The 21,242-nt window shown below is 60.4% G+C and carries 17 protein-coding genes; 3 read left to right on the top strand and 14 right to left on the bottom strand.

The window, feature by feature from the left end; all coding sequences use genetic code 11:
- Positions 1-21 precede the first annotated feature (21 nt).
- Positions 22-1,584 carry a glucose-6-phosphate isomerase gene (locus ACILSO_RS06610; protein WP_395736585.1) on the bottom strand — a complete coding sequence of 521 codons (1,563 nt, stop codon included), beginning with the start codon at positions 1,582-1,584 and terminating at the stop codon, positions 22-24.
- A gap of 85 nt (positions 1,585-1,669) precedes the next feature.
- Here ACILSO_RS06610 and ACILSO_RS06605 point away from each other — a divergent pair, with 85 nt between their 5' ends.
- On the top strand, positions 1,670-2,041 hold the full coding sequence (locus tag ACILSO_RS06605) for a Dabb family protein (protein WP_395736584.1): 372 nt from the start codon (positions 1,670-1,672) through the stop codon (positions 2,039-2,041).
- Between the two features lies 1 nt (position 2,042).
- Here ACILSO_RS06605 and ACILSO_RS06600 read toward each other — a convergent pair whose 3' ends face one another.
- From ACILSO_RS06600 to ACILSO_RS06575, 6 genes are all read right to left on the bottom strand, one after another.
- Positions 2,043-2,789, bottom strand: a complete 747-nt coding sequence (locus tag ACILSO_RS06600; RefSeq protein ID WP_395736583.1) for a HesA/MoeB/ThiF family protein — start codon at positions 2,787-2,789, stop codon at positions 2,043-2,045.
- A 274-nt stretch (positions 2,790-3,063) separates the two neighbouring features.
- Complete coding sequence (gene ispE, locus ACILSO_RS06595; RefSeq protein ID WP_395736582.1) at positions 3,064-3,903, bottom strand: 4-(cytidine 5'-diphospho)-2-C-methyl-D-erythritol kinase; 840 nt, start codon at positions 3,901-3,903, stop codon at positions 3,064-3,066.
- Between the two features lie 5 nt (positions 3,904-3,908).
- The gene (locus ACILSO_RS06590; protein ID WP_395736581.1) at positions 3,909-4,574 is read right to left on the bottom strand and encodes a polyphenol oxidase family protein; all 666 of its coding nucleotides are present in this window, start codon (positions 4,572-4,574) and stop codon (positions 3,909-3,911) included.
- A gap of 81 nt (positions 4,575-4,655) precedes the next feature.
- Complete coding sequence (locus ACILSO_RS06585) at positions 4,656-5,102, bottom strand: MarR family transcriptional regulator (protein WP_395736580.1); 447 nt, start codon at positions 5,100-5,102, stop codon at positions 4,656-4,658.
- Positions 5,103-5,333: 231 nt separating this feature from the next.
- Positions 5,334-6,875 carry an MFS transporter gene (locus ACILSO_RS06580; RefSeq protein WP_395736579.1) on the bottom strand — a complete coding sequence of 514 codons (1,542 nt, stop codon included), beginning with the start codon at positions 6,873-6,875 and terminating at the stop codon, positions 5,334-5,336.
- A gap of 126 nt (positions 6,876-7,001) precedes the next feature.
- Positions 7,002-8,723: an SUMF1/EgtB/PvdO family nonheme iron enzyme gene (locus ACILSO_RS06575; protein WP_395736578.1), complete on the bottom strand. Its 1,722-nt coding sequence runs from the start codon at positions 8,721-8,723 to the stop codon at positions 7,002-7,004.
- A 171-nt stretch (positions 8,724-8,894) separates the two neighbouring features.
- Between ACILSO_RS06575 and ACILSO_RS06570 the strand changes: the two genes are divergently transcribed.
- Positions 8,895-10,004, top strand: coding sequence for a YhcG family protein (locus ACILSO_RS06570; protein ID WP_395736577.1), 1,110 nt, complete (start codon positions 8,895-8,897; stop codon positions 10,002-10,004).
- 16 nt (positions 10,005-10,020) lie between these two features.
- Here ACILSO_RS06570 and ACILSO_RS06565 read toward each other — a convergent pair whose 3' ends face one another.
- The 7 genes from ACILSO_RS06565 to ACILSO_RS06535 all read right to left on the bottom strand — a co-directional run bounded on the left by ACILSO_RS06565 (position 10,021) and on the right by ACILSO_RS06535 (position 20,043).
- On the bottom strand, positions 10,021-11,001 hold the full coding sequence (locus ACILSO_RS06565; protein WP_395736576.1) for a tRNA dihydrouridine synthase: 981 nt from the start codon (positions 10,999-11,001) through the stop codon (positions 10,021-10,023).
- 812 nt (positions 11,002-11,813) lie between these two features.
- Complete coding sequence (locus ACILSO_RS06560) at positions 11,814-12,701, bottom strand: hypothetical protein (protein WP_395736575.1); 888 nt, start codon at positions 12,699-12,701, stop codon at positions 11,814-11,816.
- Positions 12,702-12,730: 29 nt separating this feature from the next.
- On the bottom strand, positions 12,731-15,676 hold the full coding sequence (locus ACILSO_RS06555; protein ID WP_395736574.1) for a kelch repeat-containing protein: 2,946 nt from the start codon (positions 15,674-15,676) through the stop codon (positions 12,731-12,733).
- A 187-nt stretch (positions 15,677-15,863) separates the two neighbouring features.
- Positions 15,864-16,982 carry an iron-containing alcohol dehydrogenase gene (locus ACILSO_RS06550; RefSeq protein ID WP_395736573.1) on the bottom strand — a complete coding sequence of 373 codons (1,119 nt, stop codon included), beginning with the start codon at positions 16,980-16,982 and terminating at the stop codon, positions 15,864-15,866.
- Positions 16,982-17,479 carry a hypothetical protein gene (locus tag ACILSO_RS06545; protein ID WP_395736572.1) on the bottom strand — a complete coding sequence of 166 codons (498 nt, stop codon included), beginning with the start codon at positions 17,477-17,479 and terminating at the stop codon, positions 16,982-16,984. The genes ACILSO_RS06550 and ACILSO_RS06545 overlap by 1 nt, the downstream gene beginning before the upstream one ends.
- Positions 17,480-17,499: 20 nt before the next feature.
- Entirely contained in the window at positions 17,500-18,930 is a 1,431-nt protein-coding gene (locus ACILSO_RS06540; RefSeq protein ID WP_395736571.1) for an aldehyde dehydrogenase family protein, read from the bottom strand.
- Between the two features lie 87 nt (positions 18,931-19,017).
- Positions 19,018-20,043: a lysophospholipid acyltransferase family protein gene (locus tag ACILSO_RS06535; RefSeq protein WP_395736570.1), complete on the bottom strand. Its 1,026-nt coding sequence runs from the start codon at positions 20,041-20,043 to the stop codon at positions 19,018-19,020.
- 177 nt (positions 20,044-20,220) lie between these two features.
- On the opposite strand from ACILSO_RS06535, the gene ACILSO_RS06530 reads away from it, so the two are divergent.
- Positions 20,221-21,222, top strand: a complete 1,002-nt coding sequence (locus tag ACILSO_RS06530; protein WP_395736569.1) for a M20/M25/M40 family metallo-hydrolase — start codon at positions 20,221-20,223, stop codon at positions 21,220-21,222.
- Positions 21,223-21,242 lie beyond the last annotated feature (20 nt).

Here is a 21,242-nt window from a genome sequence, read left to right as displayed (position 1 = left end):
ATGTGTGCAATCAGCGATTTATCACGGTGCCGCAAATTGATCCTGCGCGGGGGTGTCACCCACATGGATGATCCGAGCCTGGGCGTTTGCCGCCAGATGATTGAGCATGTGGAAGGCGTCCTCCGCGTCGATTCCGAGTTTGGAAGCCACTTCTTCCGCAGAACGGCCGGTGCCGGAGAGAGCGGAGCGCACCTGGGCGAGCTGAGTGAGGAAGTCAGTGGCGGCCTTTTTGCCGGCCTCCACCCCCGGCTGGTGGTAGGCATTAATATGAACCAGGCTGGCGTAGAAACTGACGGCGCGCTCAAACAAGGCAATGAGCATGCCGAGACTGAAGGCATTGAGTTCCTGGATGTGGAGGGTGATGGACTCACGCCCCTTTTCCGCCAGGGCCTTGCGGGTGCCGCGGAGGAATCCCTGCAGGTAGTCGCCAGTGGTGAAGCCTGGATCGACTTCGATGGAGGCAGCCTCCCGTGACCTGCCCACCTCAATGAAGGTGGCAAAGAAGTTGTTCACCCCATCGCGAAGCTGCTGCACGTAGGCATGCTGGTCGGTGCTGCCCTTGTTGCCATAGACGGCGATGCCCTGGTTCACCACAGCACCGGAGAGGTCGTGCTCTTTTCCAAGGCTTTCCATGACCAGCTGCTGGAGGTACTTGCTGAAAAGAACGAGGCGGTCCTTGTATGGCAGCACCACCATGTCCTTCAAACCCTTGCCTTTGCCGGCATGGTACCACATCAGGGCGAGCAGCATGGAGGCATTCTCAATGGCGGGCCGTTGACGGGTTTCCACATCCATCGCGGCGGCTCCGGCCAGGAACTGCAGGACGTCCACGCCCTGCAAAGCGGCGGCCAGCGTGCCCACGGCGCTCATCAGGCTGGTGCGTCCGCCCACCCAGTCCCACATGGGGAAGCGTGCCAGCCAGCCCTGCGCGATGGCGTGCTTGTCCAGCTCGCTGCCCACGCCCGTAACGGCCACGGCATGCTTGGCGAAATCGAGGCCCGCTGCTTTATAAGCGGCTTCGGCTTCGAGCATGCCGTTGCGGGTTTCCTTGGTGCCGCCAGATTTGGAGATGACGATGGTGAGGGTCGTGGCCAGCTCCGCTCCGATCTGTGCGATCACGCGGTCAATGCCGTCTGGATCCGTGTTGTCGAGGAAGGAGATCGCCATGGGCGGGTTGGCGGGGGTGATGGCGTTCGCCACGAGCTGAGGACCGAGGGCCGAACCGCCAATGCCGACAACCAGTGCACGGGTGTATTTCTGGCCGCTGGGCGCGGGAATGGCGCCGGAATGCACATTGGCGGCGAAGCGCAGCGTGGCGGAAAGCGTTTCACTGATCTCGTGCTGGAGCTCGGCGTTGGGAGCCAGCCGCGCATTGCGCAGCCAGTAGTGCCCGACCATGCGCTGCTCATCCGGATTGGCGATCGCTCCGGACTCGACTTCGATCATCGCCTTGTAGGCGGCTTCAATACGGCCAGCCATCGTGGTGAAGATATCGTCCTCAAAAGCCATGCGGCTGATGTCGATGGAGAATCCCAGATTTGAGTAACGAACGAAGTATTTCTGAAAACGGTCCCAATGGCTCATGAATCATTTGGAGCATGCGCGATGCCACGACGCAACCTGTTTGAGCCGTTGACGAAAAGAGCTCTCTGCGACACTCTCGCGGACCATGAAATCCGCCCTTTTTGCCATTGCCATTCTCCTTACAGCCATGACCACCCTCGCCACCGCCGCCGACGCCCCCTACCGCCACGTTGTGTTCTTCAAATTCAAAGACAGCGCCACGCCGGAGCAGGTCCAGGAGATTGAAAAGGCCTTCATCGAGCTGGTGAAAAAGGTCAACACGGTGACGGGTTTTGAATGGGGAACCAACGTGAGCCCGGAAGGACTCAATGACGGATTCACCCACTGCTTCCTCGTGACCTTCAAAGACAAGGCGGGACTGGAAGTGTATCTTCCCCATCCTGAGCATTCGGCGTTCGTGGCCAGGCTCAAGCCCGTCCTCGACAAGGCCTGCGTGCTTGACTTCGTGGCGAAATAAATCAGGCGCACACCGCGCAGTCCCGCCGTTTGGGCAGTCGCACTTTGCGGAATTGCATGGTGGAGAGATCCATCGAAAGCAGTTCTCCGCAAAGTGTCTGACCGATGCCGGTGATCAGTTTGATGACCTCCATCGCACCAATGCATGCGGCGGTGCCTGAAACAGCGCCGAACACCGGAAACTGACGTTTCCAAGTGTCTGGCACTTCGGGAATGTAGCAGGCCAGGCAGCCTGTCTGTCCGGGGATGAAGGTCGTGACACTGGCCTCCAACGAATGCATGGCGCACTCCACCATGGGCTTTCGTGCGCGCATGGCGGCGCTGTTCAATGCCAGTCGTTCCTGAAAGAGTGGAGCCGCGTCCACTACGATGTCCGCCTGCTCCACCAAGGCGGAAGCATTGGCCTCGGACACGTTTTCGGGCACGCCCAGGTATTCACCATGGGGATTGAGTTCCCGGAGGCGGCGAAGGATGGAATCCATCCGCGGTTTGCCGATATGATCATGCGTCTGTAGCAGCTGCCGGTTCAGGTCTGAGGGCTGGAGGTTTCCGCCGTGGGCGAGCACGAGTTTTCCCACGCCCGCCGCCGCCAGTTCCAGGGCCACCAGGCCGCCGAGGCCACCCACGCGAGAGATCAGCACGGAGGCTGCTTTCAGTTTTTGCTGGCCTTCCTCTCCGACTCCGGGCACCCACATCTGCCACTCGTAAAGTGCTCGTTCATGGTCGGTTAGCTGGGGGAGGTCAGGCATAGGGGCAGAGATGAACGAAAGGGGCGGGCTGGCTTGAGCAAAAATAATTTCATCTTTTTTCAACACTCCAGACACTACCCCTACTAACACCAGTGACAGTTGATGCGGGGATTTCAGCCCTCCATTAACTGGGTCTTGAGAGTGATTGGTTGTTAACTAAAACCCCTGCTTCACCGCAGGAAAAAGTTGAGGTTGATTTAACCAGAGGCCGGGCGGAATCGGGAGCCGCCCGGCCTCAATCATTTATGGGTGAGAGATTCAGCAGGGATCCGTCTCAGGCACCTGTCATGGTGGACTGAACCCATGAAGTGCCGCCACACCATTCGCGGGCTTTTTCCGCCAGTTCCAAGGCCTGCGGAGGCGTTTCCGTGATGGCAAACATGGTGCTGCCAGATCCGGACATCAGCGCTGCACGGACTTCTCCCTGCTCCAAGAGCCAGGTTTTCAAGGTGGGGAGCAAGAGATGCTTTTCAAAGACCGGGCGCTCCAGATCGTTCGACATGGCTCCCCAGGGGCAAAGCTGGGGTGAGTAGAGAATGCCAGGAAGCTCCTTCGAACCCGCCCAGCGTTTGTAGGCCCAGGGTGTCGGTATGGGGAAGGGGGGCTTGATCAAAACGAGCGGCAGCTGCCAGGGGAAATCAACCGGCGTCACCTGCTCGCCCCGGCCTGCGCCATCGGCAGCGGGTGTGTCCAGGATGAAGCACGGAATGTCTGAACCGATCTGAGCACCGATCTCGATGAGATCCGCTTGCGTCAGGGGAGAACCTGCGAGCTTGTTGGCCGCCGTCAAAATGGTGGCGGCATTGCTGCTGCCGCCGCCGAGACCGGCGCCTGCCGGGATCTTTTTTTCAAGATGAATCCGCCAGGAGGACTGCCTGCCGGTGCGGCTTTCAAAAGCACGCAAGGCACGCATGGCCAGGTTTGATTCATCCAGAGGCACGGTGGGGTCGGAACAGGTCAGCGCGACGTCCGTGCCTTTGCCGCGGAGTTCAAGCTCGACGGTGTCTCCAAGCGCCAGCCGGCAGAGGCGGGTCTGCACCTCGTGGAAGCCGTCGGGGCGTTTGCCGAGGATGCGGAGCCAGAGGTTTATTTTGGCGGGAGAATGAAAAGTCATGATGATCAGGCGGTGCGGCCGAGCAGCGCCAGCATGCGCCCAGTGCGGCCTTTCTCCATGCGGTAGGAATAAAAGCGGCGCAAATCCAAAGACGTGCACAGGCCGGTATCGTGAATCTGCGAAGCGGGCACGCCCGCATCCAGCGCCTGCTGGCGAATCTGTGCAGCGAAATCGATCTCGTAAGCAGGAGGGCGGATGCAGGGGCTCAACTGAACGGTCAGATCCGCGGGATTTGAGCCGAAGTGCTGCTGCATTTTCTCGATGGCGTTGGTGGTGATTCCCGACTCGGAGCCTTTTTTGCCGGAGTGAACAATGCCGAAGGCGCCGGTGCGCGGATCCGCGAGATAGACGGCGCAGCAATCCGCGACGTAAATGCCGATGACGAGACCTGGAACATTGGAGATGATGCCGTCGGTTCCTGGAATGACGGCATTCGAGGGGGCGTTCAGCACCGCGACTTCGCAGCCGTGGACTTGTTCAGCGATGGCCAGGGCAGAAGCGGAGAAGCCCATTTCTTCAGCCTGGGAACGGTGCCAGTCCCAGAGACGTGCCACCACCACGGAGCGCTCGTCATCCACATCGATGTCAGGATGTCGCAGGGTGAAGCGATGGGCAAAGCCGGGCAATGCTTCGAGGGCAGGGAAGGTCATCCACGGCTGGGAGGTGTTCATGGCAGGTCTGTTCTGCCATGAAAAAAACAAAGGCGCACGAAAAACGTGCGCCTTTGGGAAAAGAACCGCGTGGAGAAACGCTTAGCGAACCACCGAAGTATCGAGCGAGCGATAGGAGTTCATGAAGCTGTCCGCATCTGCGGAGGAGGTCTCGCTCATGGCATCTGCAATTTGATTTTGCAGTTCGTCGCGCAGACGGCTGACGAGTTCGATGCCACGGGAAGTGATGCGGACGAGGACTTTGCGGCGGTCATCCACAGCGTGGGTGCGCTCCATGAGGCCGAGCTTTTCAAGACGATCCACGAGGCCGGTGGCGGCAGCGGTGGAGTGCCCCATTTTGCGCGCGATGTCCGTCATGGTCAGTTCCTTCGATGTCGCCAAATAGCCAAGCAGGAAGAACTGAGCGAAAGAGATGTTATCTCGGTTCAGCTCACGGGAGAGATTAAGCAAAAACTCGCGCTGACTGAACAGGATGAAATCTGCCAGTTTGGCGTGGTCTTTAGCGGGGGTTTTGGTTCCGTTAATCATGGGAGGTGGTCCTTAGAGCTATGGTTTCCGAGAAAATCTCGAACTTCGATTAATGTAACAAGTTCTAATGGTAGGATCAAGATAAAATCATAGAATCCATAAATTTTTACTCAAGCGCGACAAGAACTTCTTATTTGTGAGAGTTTAATATAAACTTATTATTAGCGATGAAAGACTCTTTGGCAAACAATCTTTCATTAGAGGAGATTCGTCAATGACCCCAATTGGGGGTTACTGCAGGGAGCGGCCCTTGGTCTCGGGTGCGAACCATACCAGAACCATGCCAACCAGGTAGATGCAGGAGAGCACGGAATAGGCATGCGCCTCCGCGTGCAGTCCGCCGGAAGAACCTCCAAAGAAGGCAGTCAGATTGGCCAGCTGCAGTGCGCCGACGGCGGCAATCAGGCGGCCGAAATTGAAGCAAAAGCCCTGGCCGGTCGCACGCACGCTGGTAGGGAAGAGCTCGGGGAAGTAGAGAGGAAAGAAGCCGTAGAACGAAGCCGTGATGCCACCGAGCAGGAACGCGGTGACGATGAGGGAGGTCGGCGCAGAATCTCCGGTGAAAGGCTTGTTGAACTGGAAAAATGCCAGGGCGGAAGCCAGGGCGGTGATGCAAAGCAGCGTGTAGGTGATGCGGCGGCCCAGCTTGTCTGCAATAAGAGGGGTGATCAAGGTGACAAGGATGGCACCCAGCGCCGTGGAGATGACGATGTAGTCGATGATGGGGATCTTGGATCCCTGGGGAGCGAGGGCGGAAGCCCAGCGCGCGGCCTGCTGGGCGGAACCCCAGGTGCCCAGAAGAGCCACCGCAGCCAGACCGGCGCCAATGAGCAGATTGCGCATGATGGTGCTGCGTTCCGAATCGTTCACGCCGCCCGCGGCATGGGAGCGGTGCATGTACTGGCGCACGGGATGCAAGTATCCCCACAGCGCCACAGCCAGCCCGACGAGAGTGATGGCTGAAGCCGCAGGAGTATTGATCCAGGCGGCCCTGATGGGACTCCAGACATAGATGATGACCAAGGCGGCGGCGCATGCCACGAGGACGCCCATAAGATCGATCGTCGCCCAGTGCGAAGTGCTGCCAGCCTTCTTTTCCTCCTCCCACTTATGGGATTCAGGCACGAAGACGAGGATGAAGAAATTGATGAGTGCAGGGAGCGCGCTGCTGACAGCGATGAAGCGCCAGGCGCGGTTATGCAGGAGGTATTCGGTGTTTTCGGGAGAGAGGCCCATGGCGTGAATCCAGCCCGTGACGACTTCCAGGCTGGCGTTCAGCTTGAGGCTGATGAGGCCGGTGAGCAGGAAGCCGATATTGGAGGCAGCACCGATCATGCCAGCGATCCAGGCGCGGTTTTTGCCGCCCCAGATTTCATTGACCAAAGCCACACCCAGAGCCCACTCGCCGCCCATGCCGAGAGAGGCGATGAAACGCAGGCCGGCGAAGTGCCAGGCCTCGGTGACAAAGGCGCAGAGGCCGCTGAAGATGGCATAGGTAAAGATGGCCAGCGTCATGGCCTTCACGCGCCCGAGCTTGTCCCCCAGCCAGCCGAAGAGAACCCCGCCCGTGGCTGCGCCGACAAGGAAGACGGAGATGATGACCGTGAACCACTCCACATGCTGGTTGGTAGGCGCACCGGGCAGGAGATCCTGCAGCGCGGGCTTGCCGATGAGCGGGAACAGGCCCATTTCAAAGCCGTCAAAGAGCCAGCCGAGGAAGGCTGCGATCAGGGCGGCCATGGCACCGTTGTTGGAGGATTTGGGCTGAGACATGTGGGAGTGAGGGAGTGTGTGGGAGAGATGAGGGAGGAGCTTGAACGTGGCTAAATGCCGCGGGTGATCAAAAAACAGGCCGCTGGGGTTCAGCGGCCTGTGGGAGATCAGCAAAAAGACATGCGGTTATTCTTTGGCGACGCCGTTGTTCCAAGCGGCGTACATTTCTTCCACGGTGGGAATCTCCAAGGGGCGCACGATGCGGAAGCCAAGCCAGGTGGCGTCTGTCAGATACCAGATGCTCTTCGGCAGCTGGGGGTCCTGCTGCTTCCAAAGGGGATCTGAAGCCTTGCGGGCGGCGCTGCGGCAGAGCTCAGGATCGTCGTCATAAGTGCCGCCTTTGGCCACGTGCGGATAGGGGGTCTTCGAGCGCACCCAGTCGTTGCCAAGGATGGCCGCAGCAGGGGTGGTGGGGGTGTACTGGTCCAGGCACCATTCGCAGACGTTGCCGTAGATGTCGTAGAGGCCCCAAGGATTCGGCTTCTTGGCACCGACTTTGGAATACTGGAAGTTCGGGGCGTTGTCGAAGTACCAGGCGTATTCCTTGAGCTGGGCTTTGTCATCGCCAAAGAAATAGGCGGTCTTGGTGCCGGCACGGGCGGCGTACTCCCATTCGGCTTCGGTGGGCAGGCGATAGAACTGGCCGGTCTGGGCGCTGAGCCACTGGCAGTACTTGTTGGCGGCATGCTGCGTCATGCAGATGGCGGGCATGTGCTCGCGGCCCATTCCGAAATCCATCGGCTGGTAGGGGGGAGTGGGCTGAGAGATGAGGTCTTCCGGCTTGTCGGTCGGTTTCCACACCTGGCGGGAGCCGTCCTTGTTGCGGCCAATGCTGGTGAGCTGGAAGGGTTCATATTCGTCCCAAGTGACTTCGTATTTGCCCATCCAGAAGGGCTTCATGGTCTTCTTCACCTGCGGGCCTTCATCGTCGCCACGGCCAGCTTCGCTTTCGGGGCTGCCCATGGTGAATTCACCGCTCTTGATCACCACCATGCTGAAGGGGACGCCGGTCTTCGGAATCTTCGAGTCGTAGGCCTTCATCTCGGCCTCTTTCTTTTCCTTGGAGGTCTGCACGATGAAGGCGTGAATCTTCTTCACCAGCTCCATGTTGTCCGGGTTGTTGGAAGCCGGTCCCTTCTTTTCCTTGGCGGTGAGTTTGAGGTCATCCGGCCAGGGTGCGCCCTGCTGGATCCAGAGCTTGAGGTAGTTGATGTCCTCCTTGCTCAGAGGGCCGCCGCTTTTCTTCGGAGGCATCAAATCGTCGTCATCAGCCGCCAGGGTGGTGGAGTGGTAGATGGCGCTCTTGAGGTCAAAGGGCTTGATGTTCGGGGCGTTTTCGCCGGTGGAGAAGGCTTCCTTCTTGGTGGTGATGATCCAGTCACCCTTGGCCTTGTCCGCATTGTGGCAGGAGACGCAGTTCTGCTCGAGGATGGGCTGGATGTGCTTTTCAAACTTGATGCGCGGGGTTTGCTCCAGCACCACGCCAGAGGGCCATTCTGCACCCTGTTCGATCCAGGTCTTGATGACTTCGATCTGGGATTTTTCCAGCGCACCTTCCTTTTTCGGCGGCATGGCGGTGTCTTCGTCAGAAGCGAGCAGCAGGGTGGTGTAGATGGAACTCTTCTTCAAATCGCCCGGGGTGAGACCGGGGCCGTTCTCATTGCCCTTTTTGATGTCTTCCAGCGTGTGCATGCGGAAGTCGCCCTTGTCTTCTTTTTCGCCATGGCAATGGGTGCAGGCTCCTTCGAGGAGGGGCTTGATCTGCGTGTTGAAGTCAACCTTCTCCGCAGCGCCGAGAAGCGCGGGAGCCAGGGCCAGGACAGATAGGAGGGGTCGGGGAGAAAACATGGGTTGTGCGAATAGCATAGGCTTGGGGGGATGTCCAATACGAGGAAAGGTCTTGGAAAATACGGGACCTTGAACTTTTGCCCTAATTGAGGCGGAGGTCTTAGCGCCGAGAAATGAATGGCAGCAAAAAGTTGCGATGTCCCGGGGGGCACTCTTATGATTTAAACACAGATGACAGCAGCTCACAAAAAGGCAGCGGAAGCTGGTCAGGAGGAGGGCCTGAATACACTTCCAGCCCGGCTCTCGGAACCGCCAGAAGGCTATTCCGGCTGGCTGGCCGATCTAAAGGACCGCATCCACACAGCCCAGCAGCGGGCCTCCCTGGCAGTGAACCGGGAACTTGTGCTGCTCTACTGGCAGATCGGGCAGGACATTCTGGCCCGGCAGGCTGCCCAAGGCTGGGGTGCGAAGGTCATTGAACGCTTGTCTCAGGACCTCGGTGCCGCTTTTCCGGAGATGAAGGGGTTTTCTTCCCGCAACCTCAAATACATGCGAGCTTTCGCTGAGGCGTGGCCTAGCGAGGAATTTGTGCAGCAAGCTGCTGCACAATTACCGTGGTTTCATCTTTGCACCCTCATTGACAAGCTTAAAACGCCCGAAGCACGCGAGTGGTATCTGCGCAAAGCCGTCGAGCACAACTGGTCCCGAAACATCCTGGTAATGCAAATTGAATCCCGCCTGCTGGAACGCAGCGGCGCGGCCGTGACCAACTTTGCTCTCAGCCTGCCAAAACCGCAGTCTGATCTGGCGCGGGAATCTCTCAAGGACCCGTACCGTTTCGATTTTCTGGGACTGACGGAGGAGGCGCAAGAAAGGGAAATCGAGGGTGCGCTGGTGAAGCACGTCACCAGCTTTCTGCTGGAACTGGGCGCGGGCTTTGCCTTTGTGGGGCGGCAGGTGCTGCTGGATGTCGGAGGGGAGGAGTTCTTTCTGGACCTGCTGTTTTACCACCTCAAACTGCGCTGCTACGTGGTGATCGAACTCAAAGCCGGTAAGTTCAAGCCGGATCAACTCGGACAGCTGAGCTTTTACCTGACTGCAGTGGATGCCCAAGTCAAACACCCGACTGATGGACCCACTATCGGGCTGCTGTTATGCAAAAGCAAAAACCAGGTGGTGGCTGAATACGCCCTGCGTGACAAATCGCAACCGCTCGGGGTGGCAGAGTATCAGTTGGTGGAGTCACTGCCGCCCGAGCTGTTGAGCAGTCTCCCGAGCATTGAGCAGATCGAACGCGAACTGGCGGGCACTGGGTTGCCAGAGCGTGAGCGGATGGACTGACACCGTTCGCGTTGCTTCACGCCACCTCAAACGCCCTCGCGCACACTTCCATAATTCCCGCGCGTGTGGTGCAGCGGCGCATTTGATTGAGGAAGGTGTCAGGATCGGCGAGGCCCCAGGCGAAGAAGTTGAGGTGCTTTTTGATGCGGTTCACCATGTCCAGCTCGCGGGTGTTCGGCATCGTCACGCATTCGTAAAGCTCTTCGACGTAGCGCAGGCGGTCGGCGGGGGTGGGTTCGAAGACGGGTTCTCCACGCACATGCTGGCGGATCTGGTCAAACATCCAGGGATTGCGGATGGCACCGCGCCCGAGCATGTGGCCGCGCACGCCGGTCTGCTGCGCGACGGCGGCGGCATCGAGGTGGGAGTTGATGTTGCCATTGGCAAGAACGGGGCAGGGCAGGGCGGCGGTGGCCTGGCCGATGAGATCGTAGCGCACGCCCTCGCGGTACATCTGCAGCACGGTGCGGCCGTGAATGGTCACCAGGTCCACGCCGTGCTTGATGAAGAGAGGGAGGAGGGCGTCGATGGTTTCCGTGTCGTCGAAGCCGAGGCGTGTTTTGACGGTGAACTTGATGGAAACAGCGTCCCGCAACGCACCGAGGATGCCCTCGATGCGGGGCACGTCCCGCAGCAGGCCGCCACCGGCGCATTTTTTGTAAACGACAGGGGCAGGGCAGCCGAGGTTCAGGTCCACGGCGGCGATGTTGTAGTGTTGAAGCTCCTTCGCGCTGCGGACCAGGGAAGGGATATCGTTGCCGATCATCTGCGCGATGGCCGGTCTGGCGGTGGGGTTGTGAATCAGCGAGGCGAGGATGGGCTTGTCCAGGTGCGAGTCTGGGTGCACGCGGAAGTACTCCGTGTAATACACGTCCGCCCCGCCGTAGCGGGCCATGAGCCGCCAGAATTCCAGATCGGTGACATCCTGCATCGGCGCCAGCGCCAGCAGCGGCTCAGGCCGGGCGAGGAGTTGGTCGAGATGGGCGTTTGGGGTCACAGCCGTCTCTTAAACACGGATGCGGCGGATGTTCATGGGAAAAGGTGGGCAAGGGCGCATCCAAACCGTTCGACGAAAGGGGTTTTGGGGGTTTTGGGGGTTTTGGGGGTGCGTTTTGGATGGAGGACATTTTTTCGCAGGTGCGAGTTGCCCGCCCAGGGTTCGTGGAACTCGTGAAAACGCGCTGCCCCAAACCGGTTTTGATGGTTTCGGAGGTTTCGGAGGTGCCTTTTGGAAGGAGGACATTTTTTTTGAGGAGGCAGGTTGGGGCGGCTGGCTTCCATTCCATGGCAAGTTTTTCCTTCATAGGTCCTGTGATGTCCCGATAGGTCATGGTATTCTTTGGTTTGCCACGGGCCTGCTTTTTCTCCTGGTGGCAAACAGGGAATGATGTGCCTGGATGAGCAAGGCGGTATTTCATCCTTTGAGGCTGGTACACCATGGGGCATGGTTGATCATGGATGCTGGCCTCTAGTTGATGACCAGTAAACTTAGACCAACTGCAAAAGCCGCTCCTCTTAAAAAGAGACATCAAAACCAACGAAACCCCTTCGGAATTGGGTCTGGGGAGGTTTGTTTTTGGCACACCTGCAGGACAGGATGCTCTGGATGAGGTGAACCATCTCGGACCACTCTCAGGCTCTATGATACCACCGAGTGAACGAGGGAGCGTGAAGGATCAAGATGATCCCTTTCTCTCATACCGAAGCTTGGTCATCAATCATCAGCCCTGATGCCCCGCAAAAAAAACAGGACTCTCCAAAAAGAACCCCCAAAACCTCCGAAGATGGGGGGCGAAATGGCAGAACCGGTCACGGATAGCTGATCTGCACGCGGTAAAATTTGCGGGTCGAAACTGCGTCGGGGTCGGTCACCGTGCGGGTCTGGCCGTTGTCCTGGATGGTGGCTCCGGTCAGGGGCAGCCAGTTTTGGAAATTGGTGCTGTATTGCACGGTGTAGGTGCGGTCGGAGAGGCGGGGGCTGAGGGTGATGGTGCGCCCGCCTGTGCCGCCTGAGGTGGTGAAGAAGCGTGCGGCGTGGTCGGTGGGGTTCAGGCCGGCGGTGTATTTGAAGAGGTTGTTCTGCCCGGTGCCGCTGGCGTCCGCCGTGGCGATGCCGAGGGGATTGTTCACGCCGAAGTACTGCGCTTGCCAGGTGTCCGGGATGCCGTCGGCCGCGTAGATTCCGAGGTCGTCCGTGCCGGTGTTGACGATGGTGAAGCCAAGGGTGCCGGCGATGCCGCGAAAGCTGCCCTGCACGGTGGCGGCGGTGTTTTGGTAAACGTTTGCCGCGGTCGCCAAACCGCTGCTGCTGATGCTGGAAATGGGACCGCTGACGACACTCCAGCTGAGATCGTTGCCGAGCAGGGCGGTCGTGGTGGCATCGTCCAGAGTCGCGGTGGCGGTGAGCTGCTGGGTGGTGGTCTCATTGAGAGTGGTCTGGGTGGCTGCGAGCTGCACCGCCGTCACCTCCGTGAGCTGGGCGATGTAGCCGCTTTTCAGCGTCTCTGCCGGAGCCGCCGCGGTGGAGATGCCGCCGAACCCGCCAAGGCTGGCATCGCCACTGTAACTGGCGCTGGTGGCATGCCCGCCGCCAGCGCTGAGGCTGTCTGCCGTGATCGTGTAGCTGGTGCTCGATCTCGGCGCGGCGTGAGCAGGCACCACGGCCAGGAGCAGGAAGAGAAGCGGGAGGTGTCGCATGATCTTGGAAGGGTGAGTGTTTGAATCAATCAAGGCCTGCGGTAGAGATAGTAGGACTGCGGAGGCGTGTAGCGATAGCCTTTGTCAGAAGGACTGCCAAAAAGCACGCCACCGACGTTTGAAGTCCCGCCCCACATCACCATTTCGCTGCCAGTCCAGACGCTGGAGCCAAAGGTGGCGGCAGGAGCGCCTGAAGAGGAAAGGCTGCTCCAGGTATCCGTGGCCGGGGTATAGATGCCGCCGGCGTAGCTGGTCGTCGGTGTGCCGATCCCGCCCCAGAGGATGAGGGAGCTGCCAGTCCAAACGGTGGAGGCATTCTGGAAAGTCCCGGTGGGGCCTCCGGTGGCGGCGGAGGCCTGCCAGTAGTCCGCTGTCGGAGAGTAGAGGTAGAAGCTGCCACCGGAGCCGGTGCCGGAGACAGATCCGGGCGCAAAGGCGGCAAGTCCGGTGCCAACCCAGAGCGGGAGCACCGCCCAGGGTGTGGGAGTGTTCAATGCCATGGGAGCTGCTGCCATCGTCAGCCAGGTGTCAGATGCCGGATAGTAAAGTCCGCCGTTCATGAGGGTGGGGCTGAAGACCATCATCTCTTTGCCGGACCAGGTGACGGAAGGCACGGTGAAGCTAAACGAGGCGTTGGGTGCATTGGTGGTGGAGAGGCTGCTCCAGGTGTCAGAAACCGGATCGTAGCGGCTGCCATCGGTGACCTGCATGGAAAGACCGTCGGAAGTGCCGCCCCACACGATCATTCGATTGGTGGGAGCACCCGCCCAGACCAATCCCGGCTGCGCGCGTGCGGAGGGAGCGGAGGCGGTGGTCATCGGCGTCCAAGCATTGGTCTGCGGATTGTAGCGCGCGCCGGTGTTCAGCGTGGTCATAATGGGGGCGTTCCCATACATCCCGCCCCAGACGATCATCTCCGTGCCCGTCCACACCGCCGAGTGTCCGAAGCGGCCGGAGGGGGCATTGGCTGCAGGCAGGGGCGTCCACACACCGGTGGCGGGGGTGTAACGAGCGCCGTCGTTGTAGGTGAAGTCAATGCCATTGGCGGGGGCTGAAAAGCTGCCTGCCGTGCCACCCCAGACGATGAGATCCGTGCCCGTCCAGACGGCGGTTTGCCCAAAACGTGGGGCGGGGGAGCCATTGGCCAGCGTTGTCCAGGTGCCGGTGGCCGGCTGGTAGCTGCCGCCGTTTTTGAGGAACTTCGAGGTCGTGCCAAAGTCCGGTGTTTGCACGCCTGCCCAGACGATGATGCGGTCGCTGGCGGTCGTCACCGTAGCCTCGGTGCGGTAGGGCGGGGCATTGCTGGCGGTCACGCTCTGCCAGGTGTTTGCCACGGGGTCATAGATGCCGCCATCCTGGTAGAGATTTACCGACACAGGAGGCGCGCCACCGGATGAACTCTGCCCGCCCCACACGATCATCTTGCCACCCAGCATCACGGCTGAGTGGCCTGTGCGTGCCGCAGGTGCGCCTGCGGTGCTGACGCTCGTCCAGCTCGAAGTGGTGGGATTGAAGCGATAGCCGGCATTGCTGTAAATGGACGTGCCGTCATAGCCGCCCCATAGGATCATTTCATTTCCCGTCCAAGCCGTGGTGAAGCCCGTGGTGGGGAGGGCGGGGTTTCCCGGCACACGCGGCAGGGTCTGCCAGGTATCCGTGGCGGGGGTGTACTTGCCGGCCGACGGCAGCGTGGAATCTCCCACGGTCTGACTGCCCCAAACGATCATTGAAGACCCCGTCCAGACTCCCGACCAGTAGATTGAAGGTCCTATTTCGGGCGGATTGGCCGCCATGCTGGACCAGGTGTTGGTGGCCAGATTGTAGCGCTTTCCCACGCCCCCGCCGCCTGGGTAGCTGAAGCCGAAGGTCAGGGGAGTCATGCTGCCACCCCAGATGAGCAGATCCGTCCCCGTCCAGAACGCCTGGGCGCGGCTGCGACCGTCTCCAAAAGGAATGCTGCCATTGGGGGCCATCGCAGTCCATGTATCGGTGGCCGGGGTGTAAATGCCGCCGGTGGCCAGCACCGTCGCCGGTGTACCGCCGGTGCTTGAGGTTGAGGCGGTGGTTTGCCCGCCCCAGACGATCATCTGCGTGCCCGTCCATACCGCACTGTGGTAAAAGCGCTGCTGGGGTGCGCCCACCGTGGAGATGGGGATCCATGCGCCGGTGCTGGGATTGTAGCGCAGGCCGCGATTGATGGCCTTGTAGGCGGGGGGCATGCCCGTGTTGGTGTTATCGGGCACCACGCCGCCCCAGACCAGCAACTCCGTGCCGGTCCACACGGCGCTGTGCCCGGCCACGGCGTCTCCGCTGGGCATCGGCGTCCAGCTTTCTCCCAAGGTGGTGCTGGAGGGATCCCGCACAAAGCCCTGGGCCAGCAACGCGGTGCTGGCGGGATCATTGGAAGCCACGATGCCGCCGCTGGGTACTCCGGACACGCCGCCTGCGGCGAGATTGGCGGCAGCGGCACCGGGAGCCAGCTGCGATGTTCCCACAGCTCCTGGCGCCAGCATGCTGCTGGTGATGGCTCCGTTGGCCACACCGCCTGCTGTCATGGCATAGCCTACCGCGGCGATGCGCTGGTCGGGTGTCAGCAATTGAAATCCATTCACCCCATCATTGAACCACACGCGCAGGCGCACATCGGGATTGCCAAAGACACTGGCTGGCACGGTGGTCATGTTGGCGAGCGTGGTGTCTCCCAGAAGCACTGAGTAAAGGCCCTTGGTCACCGCCAGTGTCACGGCGGCTGCCGGCTGGGCACCAGCGGTGCTGGTGCCATCATTGCTCCAGAAGGTGGTGCCGCCACCCGAATTGACCAGAGCAAATTTGAACTGGCCTGAGCCATTGAAATTAACGGATCCCACGGCCACCCGTCCCTGATAGTTGAGCAGCCCGGGTACCTGCGCATGAACGGCACAGACTGCCAAGATAAGCCAGAACAGAACGGCGGGGAGAGAGGAACAAGCACGCATAGAATCGTTTGGTGAAGAGGAAAATGGCGCTGCAGCGACTCCAGCCCACCCGCAAAGGTGAACTGAACTTCATCATCAGGATTCCGCAGTATGTGGAATGCCTCCCGCGTGTCGAGGGAATTCTGGAGAATCCCTAAGCAGGAAGCCGTCGGCTCACTTTAGACACCGAGACGGGCAAGCAACTCGGTTAAAGCGCGGCGCGGTACAGTGAAACAAATTCCTCCACACTCGGGACGCGCGGATTGAACTGCGCGGTCCATTGTTTGGCGGCCATTTCGGCAAGTTCCTGCAGGTGCTCTTCCTTGGCACCATAGTCGCCGATGTTGCGGGGCATTTTGGCTTCCCACAGAAGCTCGCTCACACGGTCGGCGAGGTCACCGTCGAAGTAGCTTTTGTAAATGGCTGCGATCTCGGGGTCGTGGGAGTTGAACCGGATGACGTGCGGCATCATCACGCCCACGGCTTCGCCATGCACGACGTGAAACTTGGCCGTGAGGGGATTGGCGCAGGAGTGGGCGGCACCGAGCATGCTGTTCTCAATGGCAATGCCCGCATAGGCCGCGCCGAGCTGCATCATGCCACGTGCTTCGATGTCCTTCGGATCGCGGAGCACCCGGCTGAAGCCGCTGTGGCAAAGGCGGAAGCCCTCGCGGGAATACAGGGAGGAAAACGCGTTGCGCTTGTTGGTCACGGCGGTCTCCAGCACGTGGGTCAGCGCATCCATGCCGGTGCACACGGTCACGCGGTGCGGCTGTGAGACGGTGAGCTCGGCATCCAAGATGGCCACCTTCGCAGCGGCCTTCGGATCTCCGCAGGCCATCTTCACATGCGTCTCCGCATCGGAGATGAGCGCAAAGCTCTGGCATTCGCTGCCGGTGCCGGAGGTGGTGGGGATGGCGATGAGGGGCAGCATGGGCTTGGTGGCCTTGCCCACGCCCCAGTAGTCGTGCATGCGCCCGCCATTGGTGAGGATGAAGTTGCAGCCCTTCGCGGTGTCCATGCTGCTGCCGCCGCCAAGGCCGATGAGGAAGTCTGCCTGAAACTCGCGTGCTGCCGCCACGCAGGCGTCCACATCTTCCGTGCTGGGATTTTCCCGCACTCCTCCAAACACACGGGCCTGCAGCCCGGCCTCCACGAGGAAGGAGACGGCGCGTGTGACGTAACCCGCCTTGACGATGCCCGGGTCGCTCACCACCAGCGCACGCTTGCCGCCAAGGTCACGCGCCAGTTCTCCCACACGCGCGAGCGTGCCGGTGCCGTAGATAAGCCGAGTGCGGGGCTGGTAGTCGAAGGGAGCGAGGGACATTAGTTTCTGTCTTGGTGTGCCGTGGGGCGAAACTGCGTGGAGCGGTGCCAGCCTTGATAGGATTGTAGAATACCGATGATAACCAGGCCTATAAAACCGAAGTGGAATCTGCCGCTACCCGGCATGGGCATGAAGAAGTTTGCCACTGCCGTGAGGAGGCCGAGGCAAGCGGCAACGGCACCGGCGACCATCATGAATCTGCCCGCCCGCGCGATGTCTGGCACGTCAGACACCTTTTTACACTTCTCGCACTGGAGCTGCAGCCCCAGATCCATTTTGCGGCCGGCCAGCCGGCTTCTGCAATGCTTGCAACGAAAGCGAAAGGTAGGTGTCGGCTCCCGGCCGATCAGTTCAGCCACCGAATACCAGAAATCCTGCTTCTCATGGCGAGCCATGGCTGTGGGCGGCAGGAGTCCGGCATCGACATCCGCGCGGATGCCTTCGAGCGCATACGCTCGAGGCTCCGCATTGAAGGATGCTTTGACCAGATAGCCCATGGCACGCGCGGGTGTTCAAATCACGCGCAGTCAATCGACCGCCGCTTGTACAGGAACTCGAACATGTTCCCCTCATGCGGCTGGTCCCAACTGATCTTCATGGTGCTGATCGGCCCGATGTTGAGGCGATCGATGTCTCCGCACTCAAGAAGGTCGCTGATGAAAGCAGGATCCTGCGTGATGGCGGTGACGATGAGCGAGTAGCCGATGCGGCCCAGCACTTCGCTCTGCGGCATTTCGAGCACGCTGGCGTAAGGGCAGAGGAACTCGCGGTTGGCGAGCGGGTGCTTGTTGTCAGAGCACCAGATGATGGAGGGGCGCAGGAAGGTGCCGCCTTCATACTCCACTTTGCGCGGGCCGTCGCGGAACTTGGCGGTCATGTCCTCGGCACCGGGAATCTGCAGGTCGCTGTCGATGGCGCTGTCGATGTAGTCGGCCATCTTCACATTCGCAAAACCGGAGAGGCGGGCGTTTTCATCGTCCGAGGAAGTGGGCTTCACAGGCCCCAGGCGCTCGGCCAGGGCGGTGGCGATTTCCTTGCCGTACTTCGGCACGATGACGGCGGAGGCGTTGATGCAGGAGCGGCCGCCGTTGTCGCTGATGGAGGCGACCATGACATCGAGGTAGTCCTTCCAGTTTTCGATCTTGTCCTCGCCAATGATGATCTTGCTCCAGCCCGGGCCATGCACCTGCACGGCGGGATTGCCTTCGTACATCTTGGCCATGTTCACATCGCCGAAGACGAGGTTGCGGCCGCTGAGCTTGACGACTTCGCCACTGCCTTCGTGGTCGGTGGGGTAGAAGCCGAAGGCCTCAGGAGGAGCGCCGGCGGCGATAAAGGCCTGGATCAAACGATACGGCGTCCATGGCTCCTCACGGCCTGGCTTGATGACCACGGGGATCTTCAGCGCGATGGCGGGCAGCCAGAGGGAATTCACCGCCGGGGAGTTGCTCGGCATCACCAGGCCGAGGGACTTGGTGGTTGGGAAGTAGGACACGGGGCAGCCGGACTGCGTGCCAAAGCCACGATCGATCACACTGAGATCCAGGCCGCGGGTGAGGCCGTTGAGGATCACCTTCATGTTGGTCAGCGCGTAGTGCAGCTTGGCCATGTTGCGCTTCACCATGATGTGCGGCAGGCCGCTGGTGCGGGAAAGCGTGGCGATGTATTCCTGAGGGGTCTGCGTGTGGCCTTTGTCGCCAAGGGGAAGGGTGCCATTGAGGAAAAGCTCGCCCGCCTTGGCGGTGATCTCGATCAACTGCTCGACGGTGAACTTCTTCAGCGCAGCACGGGCCTCGCCGATCCGCGCCAGATCTTTGCGCACGATGCCGGCATTCACCTGGCTGATTTCGGCGCAGACCTCGCCGGTTTTGTGGTCTTTGACCTGTACCTTGTCGAGCGACTCATAAGGGCGGCCTTTGCGAAGAGCAGGGAGATGGGGGATGGACATTGGCAGGTTGATTTTAGGGAGGCGTGAGGATTACGAGCACCACTCACGCGGAGCAATGGAAAAAACTGGCATCTGCGGCGAAGTCTTTCAGGCGTCTGCTTTACGTGACGGAGCACCCGTTGAAGCGGCGGACGCCACATCCTCCTGCGGCAGGAGTTCGGGCGGCACCATCTGCACCAGCGCTTTGGAGTAGTTTGAATAGAAGGGATAGTCAGGGTGCGGCACGCCCGGCTTGCCCACGGGGCGGTAGCGCCACTGCTTGTACATCCAGAGCCAGCACTCCGGGTGTTTGCGGATCTCCTGCTCAAAGATGTCCCAGATGCGCTGAGTAACCTCGCGTGTGTCATCCTCGGGCTTGGGCTCGATGGCCTCAAACAGGTGCGCCTCATAGCGGCCGTCCGGCAGCGGGCGGCAAACGCCGGTGATGATCGAAAGCCCCAGGCGCTTGGCCAGCTCCACGTGCAGGGTGGGCACGGACGTCCACAGGCCGTAGCACTGGATGGCCGTGGCCGCCCGGCCCGGAGTGATGCTCAGGTCTGTTAGCAGGCCCGCGTGCCCTTTGCGCTTGAGGGCCTTCATCAGTTTGATCATGGCATTGTCCTGCGAGATGAAGGTGTGCCCGGACTGCTCGCGCAGCCTTTTAAAGAGATGCGTGATGGCCGGGTTTTTGAAGTCCTGCGCCACCACGGTGAAGGGGAAGCCACGAAAGCCCCAGACCTGGCTGACGAGCTCGAAGTTGCCGAAATGCGGCGTCACCCAGACTCCGCCGTTCTGGCGCGCTTTTTCTTCAGACGGCAGATCCGTGATGATGTCGAAATGCTGCTGCCATGTCTCCGCCGTAAGGCTGGGGGACCAGAACAAATCCACAAAGGTGCGGGCGAAAACCTCATAGGAGCCGCGAGCGATGCGCCGCCGCTCCGCCGGAGAGTATTCATCTCCAAAGGCGCAGCGCAGATTGTCGAGGGCCGTGGCACGGCCGCGTGCGTCCAGCCAGAAGGCCAGCGTGCCGAGTACACGTGCCAGCACCATGAGCAGATGACGGGGCAGGCGCGGCAGCAGCCAGACGGCCAGGTCCAGCAGCTGAATCTCAAAAAAGTATCGGAGCTTTTTCACGGATTGAATGGAAAAGAGTCTTCCCGTGTTACGACGGCGCATGGCCGCGTTCAACTTGAATAGCAGCGCTCCATGCGGCTCTCACCCGGCGGATTTTGGCACGATTTCCCCCGCAAGAAATATGGGCGCTCCTTCACGTGGCATTTGGTGTTTGCATAAAATGCGTTACGATGACGCATGCCTTCCCCCAACCTTAGCAGCATTCTCAAGCGACTTCTCAAACAGCCGACGGCTCCATTCCATGAATACCATGTGCGTGCGGAGATCGAAGCGCTGCTCAAGGACTGCCCGAACGTGAAGCTGAAACACGACAAATTTGGCAATCTGCTTGCCACCTATAAGAACGGCAAATCCAAGAGCAAACCCACCTGGGTGTTTGGCGCGCACATGGATCACCCGGCCTTCATCAAGCCTCCTGGCAGCACGAAACGTGATGAGTGGGATTTTCTGGGTGGTGTGGGCAAGTCCGAGGTCGACGCCGGCGTGAAGCGTGGCCTGCGCAAAGTCAAAGGCCAGATCGCCACCTGGAACTTTCCGGTGAACATCACCAACACACGCATTGAGGCCACCGCCTGCGACGACATCATCGGCTGTGCTGCGATCGTGATGACGTTTCTCGAGCTCGCCCGCCTGAACATCCAGACCACGGTGCATGCGGCCTTCACGCGTGCGGAGGAAGTGGGATGGCTCGGCGCCTGGCATCTGGCCCAGAACTGGCCTTTCGGCCCCGACAGCGTGTTTCTCTCCCTCGAAACCAGCCGGCCCGTCAATGGCGCTGTCATGGGTGGCGGACCGATTCTGCGCGTGGGTGACCGCGTCTCCATTTTTGACAATGAGGCCATGGCAGTGCTCATCACCACCGCCAAGGAGCAGGGCATCCGCGTGCAGCGCTGTCTGCTGGACGCTGGTGCCTGCGAAGCCACTGCTACGCAGGCCTCCGGAGTCCGCAGCGTGGGCATCTCCCTGCCTCTGGGCAACTACCACAACCTGAACGACGCCCGCCAGATCGTGCCTGAATTTGTGATGATGGACGACCTGAAGTCGATGATCGACCTCCTGAAAGCCCTGGTGGCCACGAAGCACGACGGCATCGGTGAACGCACGATCCGCGAGCGCGTGGAACTGCGCATGCAGGAGCATGAGGCGCACCTGAAGGCGGGATCGAAGCTGTTTAAGTAGGAGGGGAAAAGTACTCGTGG

Origin of the sequence: Prosthecobacter sp. (assembly GCF_044226605.1) — a bacterium.
Taxonomy (GTDB): Bacteria; Verrucomicrobiota; Verrucomicrobiia; order Verrucomicrobiales; family Verrucomicrobiaceae; genus Prosthecobacter.
The sequence above is the reverse complement of the archived record's forward strand: the minus strand, read 5'-3'. Positions and strand labels throughout refer to the sequence as shown.

Coding starts and splice junctions, on each gene's coding strand:
- ACILSO_RS06530 (WP_395736569.1), top strand. CDS start 20,221: ATGCCTTCCCCCAACCTTAGCAGCATTCTCAAGCGACTTCTCAAACAG.
- ACILSO_RS06590 (WP_395736581.1), bottom strand. CDS start 4,574: ATGAACACCTCCCAGCCGTGGATGACCTTCCCTGCCCTCGAAGCATTG.
- ACILSO_RS06575 (WP_395736578.1), bottom strand. CDS start 8,723: ATGTTTTCTCCCCGACCCCTCCTATCTGTCCTGGCCCTGGCTCCCGCG.
- ACILSO_RS06585 (WP_395736580.1), bottom strand. CDS start 5,102: ATGATTAACGGAACCAAAACCCCCGCTAAAGACCACGCCAAACTGGCA.
- ACILSO_RS06560 (WP_395736575.1), bottom strand. CDS start 12,701: ATGCGACACCTCCCGCTTCTCTTCCTGCTCCTGGCCGTGGTGCCTGCT.
- ACILSO_RS06545 (WP_395736572.1), bottom strand. CDS start 17,479: ATGGGCTATCTGGTCAAAGCATCCTTCAATGCGGAGCCTCGAGCGTAT.
- ACILSO_RS06550 (WP_395736573.1), bottom strand. CDS start 16,982: ATGTCCCTCGCTCCCTTCGACTACCAGCCCCGCACTCGGCTTATCTAC.
- ispE (WP_395736582.1), bottom strand. CDS start 3,903: ATGACTTTTCATTCTCCCGCCAAAATAAACCTCTGGCTCCGCATCCTC.
- ACILSO_RS06540 (WP_395736571.1), bottom strand. CDS start 18,930: ATGTCCATCCCCCATCTCCCTGCTCTTCGCAAAGGCCGCCCTTATGAG.
- ACILSO_RS06570 (WP_395736577.1), top strand. CDS start 8,895: ATGACAGCAGCTCACAAAAAGGCAGCGGAAGCTGGTCAGGAGGAGGGC.
- ACILSO_RS06610 (WP_395736585.1), bottom strand. CDS start 1,584: ATGAGCCATTGGGACCGTTTTCAGAAATACTTCGTTCGTTACTCAAAT.
- ACILSO_RS06605 (WP_395736584.1), top strand. CDS start 1,670: ATGAAATCCGCCCTTTTTGCCATTGCCATTCTCCTTACAGCCATGACC.
- ACILSO_RS06600 (WP_395736583.1), bottom strand. CDS start 2,789: ATGCCTGACCTCCCCCAGCTAACCGACCATGAACGAGCACTTTACGAG.
- ACILSO_RS06555 (WP_395736574.1), bottom strand. CDS start 15,676: ATGCGTGCTTGTTCCTCTCTCCCCGCCGTTCTGTTCTGGCTTATCTTG.
- ACILSO_RS06580 (WP_395736579.1), bottom strand. CDS start 6,875: ATGTCTCAGCCCAAATCCTCCAACAACGGTGCCATGGCCGCCCTGATC.